General features: G+C 55.8%; 14 protein-coding genes. 13 read left to right on the top strand and 1 reads right to left on the bottom strand.

From position 1 onward, the window contains the following. Window positions 1–42: 42 nt before the first annotated feature. The 6 genes from Q8O73_RS17770 to fdhD all read left to right on the top strand — a co-directional run bounded on the left by Q8O73_RS17770 (window position 43) and on the right by fdhD (window position 7,008). Window positions 43–939 carry a LysR family transcriptional regulator gene (locus tag Q8O73_RS17770; protein ID WP_305559541.1) on the top strand — a complete coding sequence of 299 codons (897 nt, stop codon included), beginning with the start codon at window positions 43–45 and terminating at the stop codon, window positions 937–939. Between the two features lie 112 nt (window positions 940–1,051). Further along, entirely contained in the window at window positions 1,052–1,531 is a 480-nt protein-coding gene (locus Q8O73_RS17765; protein WP_305559540.1) for a formate dehydrogenase subunit gamma, read from the top strand. After that, the gene (locus Q8O73_RS17760; protein WP_305559539.1) at window positions 1,528–3,084 is read left to right on the top strand and encodes an NADH-quinone oxidoreductase subunit NuoF; all 1,557 of its coding nucleotides are present in this window, start codon (window positions 1,528–1,530) and stop codon (window positions 3,082–3,084) included. The genes Q8O73_RS17765 and Q8O73_RS17760 overlap by 4 nt, the downstream gene beginning before the upstream one ends. A gap of 4 nt (window positions 3,085–3,088) precedes the next feature. Continuing rightward, window positions 3,089–5,968 (top strand): formate dehydrogenase subunit alpha, encoded by a 2,880-nt coding sequence (fdhF, locus tag Q8O73_RS17755; protein WP_305559538.1) that lies wholly within the window; start codon window positions 3,089–3,091, stop codon window positions 5,966–5,968. A gap of 15 nt (window positions 5,969–5,983) precedes the next feature. Further along, window positions 5,984–6,211 carry a formate dehydrogenase subunit delta gene (locus tag Q8O73_RS17750; RefSeq protein WP_305559537.1) on the top strand — a complete coding sequence of 76 codons (228 nt, stop codon included), beginning with the start codon at window positions 5,984–5,986 and terminating at the stop codon, window positions 6,209–6,211. Then, entirely contained in the window at window positions 6,208–7,008 is an 801-nt protein-coding gene (gene fdhD / locus Q8O73_RS17745; protein ID WP_305559536.1) for a formate dehydrogenase accessory sulfurtransferase FdhD, read from the top strand. The genes Q8O73_RS17750 and fdhD overlap by 4 nt, the downstream gene beginning before the upstream one ends. A gap of 9 nt (window positions 7,009–7,017) precedes the next feature. On the opposite strand, the gene Q8O73_RS17740 is transcribed toward fdhD, so the two are convergent. Continuing rightward, a complete protein-coding gene (locus Q8O73_RS17740) occupies window positions 7,018–7,785 on the bottom strand; it encodes a DeoR/GlpR family DNA-binding transcription regulator (protein WP_305559535.1) in 768 nt (255 codons plus the stop codon). A 269-nt stretch (window positions 7,786–8,054) separates the two neighbouring features. On the opposite strand from Q8O73_RS17740, the gene deoC reads away from it, so the two are divergent. The 7 genes from deoC to rbsK all read left to right on the top strand — a co-directional run bounded on the left by deoC (window position 8,055) and on the right by rbsK (window position 15,547). Continuing rightward, complete coding sequence (deoC, locus tag Q8O73_RS17735; RefSeq protein ID WP_305559534.1) at window positions 8,055–8,726, top strand: deoxyribose-phosphate aldolase; 672 nt, start codon at window positions 8,055–8,057, stop codon at window positions 8,724–8,726. A 142-nt stretch (window positions 8,727–8,868) separates the two neighbouring features. After that, window positions 8,869–9,915 (top strand): autoinducer 2 ABC transporter substrate-binding protein, encoded by a 1,047-nt coding sequence (locus Q8O73_RS17730; protein WP_305559533.1) that lies wholly within the window; start codon window positions 8,869–8,871, stop codon window positions 9,913–9,915. A gap of 139 nt (window positions 9,916–10,054) precedes the next feature. Beyond that, on the top strand, window positions 10,055–11,506 hold the full coding sequence (locus Q8O73_RS17725) for a sugar ABC transporter ATP-binding protein (protein ID WP_305559532.1): 1,452 nt from the start codon (window positions 10,055–10,057) through the stop codon (window positions 11,504–11,506). 11 nt (window positions 11,507–11,517) lie between these two features. After that, on the top strand, window positions 11,518–12,495 hold the full coding sequence (locus tag Q8O73_RS17720) for an ABC transporter permease (protein ID WP_305559531.1): 978 nt from the start codon (window positions 11,518–11,520) through the stop codon (window positions 12,493–12,495). Window positions 12,496–12,505: 10 nt separating this feature from the next. Next, window positions 12,506–13,498 (top strand): ABC transporter permease, encoded by a 993-nt coding sequence (locus tag Q8O73_RS17715; protein ID WP_305559530.1) that lies wholly within the window; start codon window positions 12,506–12,508, stop codon window positions 13,496–13,498. 20 nt (window positions 13,499–13,518) lie between these two features. Next, entirely contained in the window at window positions 13,519–14,598 is a 1,080-nt protein-coding gene (locus Q8O73_RS17710) for an aldose 1-epimerase family protein (RefSeq protein ID WP_305559529.1), read from the top strand. A gap of 16 nt (window positions 14,599–14,614) precedes the next feature. Continuing rightward, window positions 14,615–15,547, top strand: coding sequence for a ribokinase (gene rbsK / locus Q8O73_RS17705; protein WP_305559528.1), 933 nt, complete (start codon window positions 14,615–14,617; stop codon window positions 15,545–15,547). Window positions 15,548–15,588 lie beyond the last annotated feature (41 nt).

Raw genomic sequence — 15,588 nt, 5'->3', positions numbered from 1 at the left:
AGAACCATATAAAACCGCCTTTTAAACGGTGCCTGATACGCCATGATAGACAAACTAGAAATGTTTATGGTCCTTGCCCGCCAACAGCATTTTGGCCGGGCCGCCGAAGAATGCGGGGTCACACAGCCCACCCTTTCCAGTGCATTGCGCCATCTTGAAGACCATCTTGGTGTGATTTTGGTCCGGCGCGGATCCCGGTATCAGGGATTGACCCCCGAAGGCGAACGGGTTCTGGAATGGGCCCGTCATATTGTCGGCAGCAGCCGGTCAATGCGCGATGAAATGCGCGCCATGCGGTTCGGCCTGACCGGGCAAGTCCAGATTGCCGTCATACCGACGGCACTGGCGATGATTCATGAACTGACCACGCCGTTTCGTCTCAAACATCCCGATGTGACATTTTCGATCCTGTCGCGCACCTCGGTCGAAATTCAGGCATTGCTGGATGATCTGCAAATTGATGTCGGGATTACCTATCTTGCGAACGAGCCATTGGGGCGGGTGACATCGATCCCGCTTTATGTTGAACGTTATCATCTGGTGACATCCAATTTTGAGGATATCGGGGATCGTGATAGCATCACATGGCGCGAAGCTGCTGAATTGCCGTTATGCCTGCTAACACCCGACATGCAAAATCGCCGCATCATCAATCAGCATCTTGTGGAATCAGGCGCAAAGATCAGCCCGGCACTGGAATCTGATTCGATGATTGCCCTGTTTACCCATGTACAAACCGGCAATTGGGCGACCATCATGCCCGTCAAGATGGTGGAAAGTTTCGGTATGCGGGACCGGGTTAAATCCATCCCGATCACCCATCCCGATGCTGCACATCTGGTCGGAATGATCGCGGCCCGCCGCGAACCCTTTACGCCCTTGATTTCTGCACTGTTAAAAGAAGCGCAACGGATATCGGAACCGGAACCCGCCCTTTGATAGGTTTTCGCTATCGCGTAACGGAATGGCTTTATTGAACAGTCGGCCCGCATAACCGACACTATTCAGAATAAAAAATAATTTCAAACGATCCCAAGTGAGAGAGGCTTGCATGTCGTTATCCCAGACGGTCGAGGAAATATCTACCCGCGTGACGGCGATCTGTGATGATCTGGCCGGTCTTGAAGGCCCGTTATTGCCGATCCTGCACGAGGTTCAGGAAACCTGGGGGTTCATTCCCGAAGGTGCCCTGCAAACCATTGCCAAAAAACTTAATCTCAGCCGGGCCGAAGTCCACGGCGTTGCCAGCTTTTATCATGATTTCCGCCATAATGCCCCCGGACGTCATGTGATCAAAATCTGCCGGGCCGAAGCCTGTCAGGCGATGGGTGGCGATGCGATTGCCAATCAGGCCCAACGCAAGCTGGGCATTGGCTGGTCCGAAACCACCCCGGATCAATCGGTCACACTCGAACCGGTTTATTGTCTGGGATTATGCGCCTGCGCCCCTGCGGCCATGGTCGATGGCAAACTGGTCGCCCGGCTTGATAACGACCGCCTTGATCGCATGATCAAAGAGGTGCGGTCATGAGCCTTAAAATTTTCATCCCGCTTGATTCCGCATCGGTCGCATTGGGGGCCGATGATGTCGCCACCGCCATCGCAAAAGCCGCCGATATGCGCGGTATCGACATTACCCTGATCCGGACCGGGTCACGCGGGCTGTATTGGCTGGAACCGATGGTCGAAATTGCGACCGATAACGGGCGCATCGCCTATGGCCCGGTGACGCCGGATGATGTGGATGCGCTGTTTGACGCCGGGTTTATAACGGGTGGGGAACATCCCCTGTCACTTGGCAAAACCGAAGAAATCCCGTTTTTAAAAAAGCAAACCCGTCTGACCTTTGCCCGTTGCGGTATTATTGATCCGCTATCGCCAGAGGATTACCGCGCCCATGACGGATGGGCCGGGCTTGAAAAGGCCCTGAAACTTGATCCGGCCGATATTGTGCAACAGGTCACCGATTCCGGCCTGCGCGGTCGTGGCGGGGCCGGGTTCCCGACCGGGATCAAATGGAAAACCGTCGCTGATGCTCCGGCCGATCAGAAATACATTGTCTGCAACGCCGATGAAGGCGACAGCGGCACCTTTGCCGACCGCATGATCATGGAAGGCGAACCGTTTGTTCTGATCGAAGGCATGATCATCGCCGGGATCGCCACCGGCGCCACCAAAGGATATGTCTATACCCGTTCCGAATACCCCGATGCGATCCGCATCATGACAGAGGCCATCGACATTGCCCGCGCCCACAAGGTTCTGGGGCCGGATGTTCTGGGATCGGGCAAGGCGTTTGACATCGAAGTCCGCATGGGGGCCGGTGCCTATGTTTGTGGTGAGGAAACATCGCTTCTCAACAGTCTTGAAGGCAAACGCGGCGTTGTGCGGGCCAAGCCCCCCCTACCCGCCCATGAAGGATTTTTGGGCAAGCCGACGGTTGTAAACAACGTGATATCGCTGTGCTCGGTCCCGGTCATTCTGGATAAGGGTGCGGATTTTTATCGCGATTTTGGCATGGGTCGGTCACGCGGCACAATTCCGATCCAGATTGCCGGCAATGTCAAATATGGCGGATTGTTTGAAACCGCCTTTGGTCTGACGCTGGGCGAAATTGTCGATGATATTGCGGGCGGCACCGCAACCGGCAAACCGGTGCGTGCCGTGCAGGTTGGCGGGCCTTTGGGTGCGTATTTCCCGCGCGACCTGTTTGATACCCCCTTTGATTACGAGGCCTTTGCCAAACGCGATGGTCTGATTGGTCATGCCGGTATTGTGGTGTTTGATGACAGTGTCGATATGATGAAACAGGCGCGGTTTGCGATGGAATTTTGCGCCATTGAATCATGCGGCAAATGCACCCCCTGCCGGATCGGATCGGTCCGGGGGACCGAGGTGGTCGATAAAATCGCCCGTGGCGAAGACCCCGAACGCCAGATCGCCCTTCTGACCGATCTGTGCCAGACCATGAAATTCGGATCGCTTTGTGCGCTTGGCGGATTTACGCCTTATCCGGTGATGAGCGCGCTGACCCATTTCCCCAATGATTTCAAGCCTCATGCGCTTGACATTGCAGCGGAGTAAAATCATGCCCCTGATCACAGAAATTGATTACGGCACCCCGGCGGTTTCATCGGACAAAACCGTAACCCTGAAGGTTGATGGGTTTGAAGTAAGCGTGCCCGAAGGCACATCCATCATGCGCGCCTCGATGGAGGCCGGGATTCAAATCCCCAAGCTGTGCGCCACCGATATGGTCGATGCATTCGGGTCATGCCGCCTGTGCCTGGTAGAAATCGAAGGCCGCAACGGCACCCCGTCTTCCTGCACGACCCCGGTTGCCGATGGCATGGTGGTTCACACCCAGACTGGTCGCCTCAAGGACATCCGGCGCGGGGTGATGGAACTTTATATTTCCGATCATCCGCTCGATTGTCTGACCTGTGCGGCCAATGGCGATTGCGAATTGCAGGACATGGCCGGTGCGGTTGGCCTGCGCGATGTGCGTTATGGCTATGATGGCGGCAATCACGTCAAAACCCGGCAGGGGGATGGCGACAATATCCGCTATATGCCCAAGGATGAAAGCAACCCGTATTTCACCTATGACCCGTCGAAATGCATTGTCTGTTCGCGCTGTGTCCGGGCCTGCGAAGAAGTTCAGGGCACCTTTGCCCTGACCATCGAAGGTCGCGGCTTCGACAGCCGTGTGTCGCCCGGCATGCACGAAAATTTCCTCGATTCCGAATGTGTGTCTTGCGGGGCCTGTGTGCAGGCCTGCCCGACGGCCACCTTGCAGGAAAAATCGGTCATCAATATCGGTCAGCCGGAACATTCGGTTGTCACCACCTGCGCTTATTGCGGGGTGGGATGTTCATTCAAGGCGGAAATGCGCGGCGAAGAACTGGTGCGCATGGTGCCCTTCAAGGATGGCAAGGCCAATCGCGGTCATTCCTGTGTCAAAGGGCGCTTTGCCTATGGTTATGCCAGTCACAAGGACCGCATTTTAAACCCGATGATCCGCGACAATACGTCCGATCCGTGGCGCGAGGTTTCGTGGGAAGAGGCATTGACCTATGTCTCCACCAAATTCCGCGACATTCAGGCCCGGCATGGCAAGGGGGCGATTGGCGGGATCACCTCATCGCGTTGCACCAACGAGGAAACCTTTCTGGTGCAAAAACTGATCCGGGCCGGGTTTGGCAATAACAATGTCGATACCTGTGCCCGCGTCTGCCATTCGCCAACCGGTTATGGCCTGAAAACCACCTTTGGCACCTCGGCCGGGACGCAGGATTTTGACAGTGTAGAACATACCGATGTGGTGATCCTGATCGGGGCCAACCCGACGGATGGTCATCCGGTTTTTGCCTCGCGCCTGAAAAAACGTCTGCGTGCCGGGGCCAAACTGATTGTGATCGACCCGCGCCGCATTGATCTGGTCCGCACCCCGCATATCGAGGCCAGCGCCCATCTGCCGTTGCGCCCCGGTACCAATGTCGCGGTTCTGACCGCACTGGCACATGTCATTGTCACCGAAAGCCTGTATGACGAGGCCTTTATCCGCGAACGGTGCGACTGGTCCGAATTTGAAGACTGGGCGACCTTTGTCGCCGACCCGGCCCACAGCCCCGAATCCATTGAAATCCTGTCGGGTGTTCCCGCCGATACCCTGCGCAAGGCCGCCCGCCTGTTTGCCACCGGCGGCAATGGTGCCATTTATTATGGTCTGGGTGTGACGGAACACAGCCAGGGATCAACCACAGTGATGGCAATTGCCAATCTGGCGATGGCGACCGGCAATATTGGCCGTCCGGGCGTCGGGGTCAATCCGCTGCGCGGGCAGAATAATGTACAGGGGGCCTGCGACATGGGGTCCTTCCCCCATGAATTGCCCGGTTATCGCCATATCAGCGACGACGCCACCCGCGATATTTTTGAAAAATTGTGGGGGGTCAAACTGAACGACGAACCGGGATTACGCATTCCCAATATGCTTGATGCCGCCGTCGAAGGCACATTTCGCGGCATTTACATTCAGGGCGAAGACATTTTGCAATCCGACCCGGATACAAAACATGTTGCCGCCGGTCTGGCGGCGATGGAATGCGTTGTTGTTCATGACCTGTTTTTGAATGAAACCGCCAATCACGCCCATGTCTTTCTGCCCGGATCGACCTTTCTGGAAAAAGACGGCACCTTTACCAATGCCGAACGCCGGATCAATCGGGTGCGCCGGGTGATGACGCCCAAAAACGGTTATGCCGACTGGGAAGTCACCCAAAATCTGGCCCGCGCCATGGGACTGGACTGGCAATACAGCCATCCGTCACAAATCATGGATGAAATCGCCGCCACCACACCCAGCTTTGCCGGAGTCAATTACGACCTTCTGGAACGCGAAGGATCGGTGCAATGGCCCTGCAATGACAAGGCCCCGACCGGTACCCCGGTCATGCATCTGGGCGGGTTTGTCCGCGGCAAGGGGCATTTTGTCGTCACCGAATATGTCGCCACCGACGAAAAAACCGGCCCGCGTTTCCCGTTATTGCTGACCACCGGGCGGATTCTCAGCCAGTATAATGTTGGGGCGCAAACCCGCCGCACCGAAAATGTGGCATGGCACCCCGAAGACCTTCTGGAAATTCATCCCCATGACGCCGAACAACGCGGTATCAAGGATGGTGACTGGATCAAACTGGCATCCCGGTCTGGCGATACCAGCCTGCGTGCCCTGATCACCGACCGGGTCGCCCCCGGCGTGGTTTACACCACCTTCCACCATCCCGGCACCCAGGCCAATGTCATCACCACCGATTTTTCGGACTGGGCAACCAATTGCCCGGAATACAAGGTGACAGCGGTTCAGGTTTCGTCATCAAACGGCCCGACCGACTGGCAGATTGAATATGACGAACAGGCCAGACAATCGCGCCGCATCCTGCCGCACCCCGATGCTGCCGAATGACAGGAGTCACCATTCATGTCGCCTGAAAAACTTGTTTACATGGCCAATCAGATTGCCACGTTTTTTAAATCCCAACCCGGCGATGGTGCGATTGACGGGGTCGCCCAACATATCAGCGATTTCTGGGAACCGCGCATGCGTGCGCAGCTTTTTGATCTGATCGCACAAGGCAGGGGTGGTTTTGATCCGATGGTAATCAAAGCCGCCCCGCTGATCCGCAAGGTCAAACAACCCGCATCATGACAAACCGTTCTGCACCCGACATTATTGATGATCGCAATCGCGACCCTGCCCGCGCCGCCCCGGCCGATGCCGGGGATGACGCGGTGATCTTGCAACCCGAAGTCCCGGCAGCCCTGACCTTTAACGGCACATCCCATGCCGTGATGATGGTATCCCCCTATGATCTGGAAGATTTCCTGACCGGCTTTTGCCTGAGCGAGGGCATTATTGATGATGCATCACAGGTGCAGATCAAATCGGTGCGTCAGACCTTGCGCGGCTATGTCCTTGATGCCGATCTTGATCCGATCTGTGCCGACCGGTTATCGGACCGGCAACGCACACTGGAAGGCCGGTCAGGCTGCGGATTGTGCGGCATTCAATCACTTGAGGCACTGTCGTTGGAGGCGACACGCAAGGTAACGCCGGGTGATATGTCGCAGGATGTCGTACTTCGTGCCATTGATGCCCTGCCGGAATTCCAGAAACGCAACCGCGACAGCGGTGGTTTGTTGCATGCCAGCGCCTTTGCCAATGCCGGGGGCGATATCATTCTGGCGCGGGAGGATATCGGGCGGCATAATGCGCTGGACAAGGTTCTGGGCGCACTGGCCCGTGACACTATCGCCACCGATGGTGGCTTTATCCTGATGACCAGCCGCTGTTCCTATGAAATCGTCACCAAAACCGTACAATGTGGTATTGGCGGGCTTGTCACCCTGTCTGGTCCCACCCTGACGGCGGTCAATCTGGCACGGCAGGCCGGTTTGACCCTGATCTGTCGGGAACGGCGCGGGCGATTTCGCCGCTTTTCCTGACGGGTCGGTTTATGGTGTCCGCAATGTCGCCCCGGCACGTTCGATCTGCCCGATGTGATTTTCGGCGATGTCATTGTCGCAACATACAATGTCAAAATCATCCAGTTGCCCGAACAATACCGGCTTGATGCTGTCAAACTTTGTTGAATCAACCACCAGAACCTTGGTCATCGCCCGCGACAGGGCAAGCTGTTTGATATCGACCTCGTGAAAGTTTGAACAACTCACCCCCCGTTCATCATGCACGCCCCCCGCCGATAAAAAGGCGGTATTGATCGCCATGCCGCGCAGGGTTTCCAATGCTGCCGGGCCGGAAAACGATGCTGACGATACTTCATACAACCCACCCAGCATGATCACCCGCGTACCCGGTTTTTTGCAGACAATTTCGGCAACATTCATCGAATAACAGATCACCGTAATATCGCTGTTGGCCGGAAGCAGGCTGGCAAGATAGGGGATGGTGGTGCCGCAATCGAGAAACACGGTTTCCCCCGGACGGATCAGTCCAATCGCGGCCTGACTGGCGGCCTGCTTCAAATCCGAATGCGCCGCCCGTTCACGGTCCAGAATATATCCCATCCCACCCGGCGTTTTGCGGGCCGGGCTGATATAGCCCCCCAAAAAAGTGAACCGGTCTTCGCTGGCCGCAATATCCCGCCGCACCGTCATTTCCGAAACATCCAGACATTCGGCTGCATCCTTTAACCGTAAAAAACCATGGGTTTCCAACAGACCCATGATGCGGTCAAGGCGGCTCTCCCTTTTTTTGGACATCACATTTCCCTGCCTTGTGTCGGCCTGCATTCTGATTTTTCTCCGACCTTTGTGCCAAGAATACATGTATTCCCGGTCGCAAGACGCATCATTGTTTCCGCGCCGGTCTTATCCTTTGGTGGGACACACCATCGCACGACCACCTTGTTGTCGCTTTATCGATGTTTTCATCTTGACCTGCCAAGGATAAAATGAAATTATTCTGTCATAAAATGTTACAAAAATAACAAATCAGGGCAATAACACATCCCTGAGCAGGAGGAAACCATATGTCACAATCGGCAACATCCCTGACCCCGTCCGATCTGGCACAGTATATCGATCATACGATTTTGCGCCCCGACGCCACCCCGGCCGATATAAGCCGCCTGTGCAATGAAGCGGCTCGATACAAATTCAAGGCGGTTTGCGTCAATCCGATTTTCATCCCCCAAATCGTTTCCGATCTTGCCGGAACCGGCGTTGCCGCCTGTTCGGTAATTTGTTTTCCCTTTGGTGCCACATCGACCGCGATGAAAGTGGCCGAAGCCGAATGGGTCGTGAAACAGGGGGCGCACGAAGTCGATATGGTCATTCCGGTCGGTCTGTTAAAAGCCGGGCAATTTGACGCCGTGCGCGATGATATCGCCGCCGTCAAGGTCGCCTGTGGCGATGCGATTTTAAAGGTCATCCTTGAAACCGCCCTGCTGACCGACGATGAAAAAGTCATCGCCTGCACCCTGTCCAAAGAAGCCGGGGCGGATTTTGTCAAAACATCCACCGGCTTTGCCAGCAGCGGTGCCACCGTCGCCGACATCGCCCTGATGCGCAAAACGGTTGGCGAGACGATGGGCGTCAAGGCTTCGGGCGGTGTCCGCACAACCGAAGATGCCTTGCGGATGATCAATGCCGGTGCATCGCGCATTGGCGCCAGTGCAAGCATTTCGATCATCGGACAATAATCAAGGACGACTGACTGCAATTGCGGTCCTGCCACTCAATGGATATGCCCCAAAACATCCGGCGGACGACAGGAAAACCCGGCAACGACAAGACCGGGCGCATCGATACCATTCATGGGAAAACAACTCCAAGGAGATAAAAATGAACAAGCTTTTTACGTCGCTTGTTGTGGCCGGTTCGCTTGTATCGGGTGCAGCACTGGCCGAAAGCCCTGTGGCAACCCCCGATCTGATCACCACCATGACATCGGATGCCACCGGCAAGGAATATTCGATTGCCACCGTGATCAAGGTTGACGGCATTGCGTGGTTTGACCGCATGCGCGAAGGCGTTGAACAGTTTGGCGAAGATTCCGGCCATGACACATGGATGGTCGGACCAAGCCAGGCCGACGCCGCCGCCCAGGTTCAACTGATCGAAAACCTGATCGCGCAGGGTGTTGACGCCATTAACATCGTGCCGTTTTCGGTCGAAGCCGTGGAACCTGTCCTGAAAAAGGCCCGTGACCGTGGCATCATCGTGATTGCCCACGAAGCATCCAACATCCAGAATGCCGACTATATCCTTGAGGCTTTCGACAATCACGCCTACGGCGCGAAACTGATGGAAGTTCTGGGCGGCTATATGGGTGGTGAAGGCCAGTATGCCGCAACCGTCGGCAGCCTGACCTCGAAATCCCAGAACGAATGGATTGATGGCGCGGTTGCCTATCAAAAAGAAAACTTCCCGAAAATGGAACTGGTTGGCCAGCGTCTTGAAACCTATGACGATGCCAATACCGACTATAACAAACTCAAGGAAACCCTGACGACCTATCCGGACCTGAAAGGTATCGTCGGCGGACCGATGCCGACTTCGGCCGGGGCCGGTCGTCTGATTTCCGAACGCGGCATGAAGGACAAACTGTTCTTTGCAGGCACCGGTTTGGTATCGGTTGCCGGTGAATATATCGCCAATGGCGACATCCAGTATATCCAGTTCTGGGACCCGGCCGTTGCCGGATATGCCATGAACATGCTGGCCGTCATGGCGCTGGACGGCAAGGCCGACCAGATCAAGGCCGGTCTTGACCTTGGCCTGCCGGGCTATACCGACCTCAGCACCCCCGAAGGTGGCAACACCAATCTGGTCTATGGTCAGGGCTGGGTCGGTGTGACCCAGGAAAACATGGACAAGTACGACTTCTAAATCGGCTTGCAGTATCGGGGCGCTGGTAAAACCGGCGCCCCTTCTGTATAGCCATCGCTGTCTTCTCATCCCAGCTGACGGGCTTGTCATGTCTGACTCATTTATCGAACTTCGCAACGTCCGGAAGGAATTTTCCGGCATGGTTGCCCTCAACGATGTTTCCCTGAATATCCGCAAAGGCGAAATTCATTGCCTTGCCGGTGAAAACGGATCGGGGAAATCGACGCTGATCAAGGTGATGTCCGGTGTTTACCAGCCTGATGGCGGTGACATTTGGATTGATGGCAAACCGGTTGGAAAACTGTCGCCCATCGGGTCCATCGATCACGGCGTTCAGGTGATCTATCAGGATTTCTCGCTGTTTGGGAACCTGACGGTTGCCGAAAACCTTGCGATGAATGTTCAGTTGCGTGAAAAAAAGAAAATCCTGAACTGGCGGCGCGTCCGCGAAATTGCGACCGAGGCGGTGAACCGCCTTGGCGTTGAACTTGACCTTGATACCGACGTTGAAAAACTGTCCACCGCAGGCAAGCAGCTGGTGGCGATTGCCCGTGCTTTGATGTCCGATGCCCGCCTGATCATTATGGACGAACCGACCACCGCCCTGACCGGCAAGGAAGTTGAAACCCTGTTTCGCATCGTGCGCGACATTCAGGCCCGTGGCATTGCCATTTTGTTTGTCAGCCACAAAATGCGTGAAATGCTGGAAATCAGCGAACGCATCACCGTGATCCGCAATGGCAACAAGGTGGCCGAAGGCCCGACCGGCGATTTTGACGAAGCCCTGATCACCCGCCATATGACCGGTGCCGACATTATCAGCGAACCCTATGTCTGGACCGCGCCCAATACGGCAACCACCCCGCCCCGCATCGAAGCCCGTGGCCTGACCGTGCCGGGGCATTTTGACCCTGTCGATCTGAAAATCCATGCCGGTGAAATCGTCGGCCTGTCCGGTCTTTTGGGATCGGGGCGAACGGAACTGGCACTAGCACTGTTTGGGATGTTGCCCGGTTATCAGGGCAAAATCCTGATTGACGGTGTGGAAAAGAAACTGGCGACACCACAGGATGCCATTGCCGCCGGGGTCGCCTATGTCCCCGAAGACCGGCTGAGCGAAGGCCTGTTCCTGACCCAGGGCATTGACCGGAACATGCTGTCAACATCCTATGAACGGCTGGCCCCGTCGATGGTCATTGACCGCGACCGCGCCGATATGCTGGTCGATAAAATGATTGCCGAAATGCAGATCGCCACGACATCGGGCAAGAAAATGGTTCGGGAATTGTCGGGCGGCAACCAGCAACGTGTCGTTCTGGCCCGCTGGCTTTTGACCAATCCCCGAATTTTGATCCTGAATGGCCCAACCGTCGGCGTTGATGTTGGTTCCAAGGCTGAAATTCACCGAATAATTCGCGAACTTGCCGTTCAGCAGGGATTGGCGGTTCTGATGATTTCCGATGACGTGCCGGAACTGATCCAGAATTGTAACCGCATCATCATGATGCATCGCGGCCGTTTTGTGGATGAAAAACCCTGCGCCGATACATCCGACAACCAGATCAGCACCATGCTGAGGACACTCAAATGACAGGGAATAAGATGGCCTGGCTTCGCAAATCAGAAGTGGTCATCGCGGGCATCCTGTTGCTCGCCATGATCCTTATCGGATTGGTCAATCCGGCATTCTGGCAAATGGATAATCTGTTTGGCCTGTTGCGCAGCAATGTGATCATCGGGATCATGGCGCTCGGCGTTCTTCTGGTCATGATTTCCGGCGGGATTGACGTATCCTTTCCCGCCTTTGCCGTTGCCGCAATGTATCTGACCATCAAGGGCATGCTGTATTTCGATTATAACGGCGTGTTTTTACCCTTTGTCGCGGCGGCAACGATGGGTGCCCTTCTGGGGTCTCTCAATGCGTTTTTTGTTTATAAATTCCGCATGATCCCGCTGATCGTGACACTGGGCACCGCCAGCATGGTGCGCGGCTTTCTGCTGGGTGTTGTCGGCACCAGCATCATCAACATCAACAAAATGCCTGATGTCCTGATCGATTTCGCCAAAACCGATGTCATCACCCTGACCAGGGCGGATGGCGGCACATCGGGACTGACGGCAATGGTTGTTGTCTATCTTGTCCTTGCCGCGCTTTTGCATTTTGTCTTGCGCCACACCATGATTGGTCGCGGAGTCTATGCCCTTGGCGGCGATGCCGAGGCGGCAAGCCGGGCCGGATTTGACCTGCGTAAGGTGATTTTCTTTATCTATTGCGTCGCCGGTGCGCTGGCCGGGTTTGCCGGGTTGCTTCACAGCAGCATGATCTGGCTGGCCAATCCGCGTGATTTTGTCGGAATGGAGCTTGATGTAATTGCCGCCGTCGTTCTGGGCGGGGCCTCGATCTTTGGCGGTCGCGGCTCGGTGATTGGCACCATGCTGGGCGTCTTTATGCTGGTGATGGTCAAAAACAGCCTGATCATCATGAAAATTGACACCACATGGCAGCGCGTGGCTGTCGGCGTCATCATTGTGATTGCAACCGCAATCACCGCATGGCGTGACAACCGGGCAAAGGCATAAGGGATCAATCATGAAATTTTCAATGGATTTCCGCCGTCTGATCAATCAGGACAACAATATTGTCCAGTTGATCCTTATGACGATCCTGATTTTTATCGTCATGACCGCACTCAGCCCGGACAAGTTCCTGCGCTATTACAATTTTGAATCCATCACCTATATCTTTCCCGAACTCGGCCTGTTGTCGATTGCCATGATGATCGCAATGCTGACCGGCGGGATTGACCTGTCGGTGATCGGGATTGCCAATCTGTCAGGCATTCTGGCCGGTATTTTGTTCAAGAAATTTGCCGACGAAGCCGGGGTCGCCGATACCGGCCTGTCGGTGGTGATGCTGGGCGCGATTGTCGCACTGGGTACCGGGATTGTCGCCGGGGCGCTGAACGGATTTTTGATTACCAGGGTGCGGATCACGCCCATTCTGGCAACCCTTGGCACCGGTCAGGTCTTTACCGGGCTGGCGATTGTGCTGACCGGCGGCCCGGCGATTGTCGGCTTTCCCGATGCTTGGGCCTTTATCGGCAATGGCAAGATTTTCGGGGTGGCGACCCCGCTGGTACTGTTTGTGGTGATTGCATCCCTGATTGCCTTCATCCTGACACGCACCACATTTGGCATGAATCTGATGCTGATTGGCACCAATCCCAAGGCCGCCCTGTTTGCCGGTTTGAAACGCGAAAAAATGGTGATTTACAGCTATATGATGACCGGCGTTCTGGCATCGGTGGCCGGGATCATCCTGTCGGGGCGGACCAATGCCGCGAAATCCGACTATGGTACGTCCTATCTGCTTCAGGCGGTGTTGATTGCGGTTCTGGGCGGCACCAATCCGGCCGGGGGGCGCGGCACGGTTCTGGGCATTTCGATTGCCGTCATCGCCCTGATGCTGCTGTCCAGCGGCTTTCAGATTCTCCGTTTTTCCAATCATCTGATTGATTTCATCTGGGGTGCGTTTTTGTTGCTGGTAATTGCCCTGAATGCGTACAAGGGTCGTTCCCGCTAGGCGAGACACAGGAAAAGCCGATGTCCACAATCTTTCATTTGCGCGACACTTTCTTTGGCGAGGCGGAACGGCTTGTTGCTGAAAGCCACGGCATAACCGCCCGGCTGTTTTGCTATGACACCGGCATCGCCGCCTTGCGGCTGGGCAATCGTCGTGGTCATCTGGTTGTGCTGCCCTTTTTCGGGCAGATGATCTGGGATGCGGTTTTTCATGGTGTCGATCTGACCATGAGTAACATGTTCAGCGCCCCGCGCCCGGCCGAGAGCATTGTCGGCACCTATGGCTGTTTTGCCTTTCATTCAGGGTTGCTGCGCAATGGCTGCCCCGGCCCCGATGACAGTCACCCGCTGCATGGGGAAATGCCCTGCGCCAAAATGGACAGTGCGGGACTTGAAATCGGCGAGGATGCCGATGGCCCCTATATGGCGGTAATCGGGTCTTGTGAATATGTCATGGGCTTTGGCAACCATTACATCGCCCGCCCGCGCGTGGTTTTGCGCCCCGACACCGCCCTGTTTGACATTGGCATGTCGGTTGAAAACCTGTCGGGTGCGGATATGGACCTGATGTATATGTGCCATGTCAATTTCGCCTTTTACGAAGGCGCACGGATCATTCAGCCCGCCCCCTTTACGCCCGATGCCACCGTGGTCCGGACCAAAGTCCCCGCCCATGTGCCGCGCAATCCCGATTACGATGCCTTGCTGGTAAGTCTGGCTGCCGATCCCTCGGTGATGGAGGTGATGAAAGACCCCCTGCGCTATGACCCGGAACAGGTTTTTTACATTCGCGGCCTCAAAACCGGCCCCGATGGCAAAACCGCCAGTCTGATGAAACGCCGCGAAGGTGACGGTTTTTACATCACCTATGATCCGGTCGATTTCCCCAAAACCGTGCGCTGGGTGATGGTCAACAGCGATCAGAAAGTCTGCGCCTTTGCCCTGCCCGCAACGGCGGAGCCGGAAGGCTATCTGGCCGAAAAGGCCAAGGGCAATGTGCAGGTTCTAAAAGGTGGCGAACAGCGGCATTTTTCGGTACGGCTGGGATATCTGCCGCCCGATGATGCAAATCTGGCCGAACGCACCATAAAAGCATTTTAAAAGAACGGAGGAATTGATGGCCGGTAAAATCGCCATTGTTGGCAGCAATATGGTTGACCTGATCACCTATACGGACCGGATGCCGGTCCCCGGTGAAACCATCGAGGCACCGCGCTTTGAAATGGGATGTGGTGGCAAAGGAGCCAATCAGGCGATTGCGGCGGCCCGCCTGGGCGCCGATGTCATGATGGTGACCAAGGTCGGCGATGACATTTTTGCCGACAATACCATCCGCAATTTTGAAACTTCGGGCATTGATACCCGCTTTGTCGACCGCGTACCGGGCACTTCCAGCGGCGTTGCCCCGATTTTTGTCGAACCGTCGGGTGAAAACAGCATCCTGATCATCAAGGGGGCGAATGCCACCCTGTCCCCGGCCGATGTGGACCGGGCGGCCGATGCGCTCAGGGAATGTGATCTGATCGTCATGCAGCAGGAAATCCCGCTGGAAACAATCTATCACACCATTGCCTTTGGGGCGCGCCATGGGATTGAAACCCTGTTTAACCCCGCACCGGCCGATCCGAACCTTGATACGCGCAAGATCGAAACGGTGACTTTTCTGGTGCCCAATCAAACCGAACTGGCAACGATCACCGGCCAGAAAGTTGAAAACGATACCGATGCCGAACATGCCGCCCGTGGCCTGATCGCACGCGGCATTCGCACCGTGATTGTCACCCTTGGCGCACGCGGGGCATTGCTGGTCACCGCTAACGAACCCACCCGCAAGATTGAACCGGTCCGGGTCACACCGGTTGATACGACCGGGGCCGGCGATGCCTTTATCGGCAGCTTTGCCCGCTATTACGTTGAAAATCATGACCTTGACGCCGCCCTGCATATGGCGGTGCGCTATGCCGCCGACAGCATCACCCGCCCCGGCACCCAGAAATCCTATGCCTCAAAGACCGAATTCGAGGCTTTCTGTGCGAAAATCGCCGGGTAACAATCCGGTATCACAGTGGCAAAAACCGGTCAGATGCCTTT

The organism is Thalassospira sp. (assembly GCF_030690045.1).
In the GTDB taxonomy this organism is placed as follows: Bacteria; Pseudomonadota; Alphaproteobacteria; order Rhodospirillales; family Thalassospiraceae; genus Thalassospira.
The sequence above is the reverse complement of the archived record's forward strand: the minus strand, read 5'-3'. Positions and strand labels throughout refer to the sequence as shown.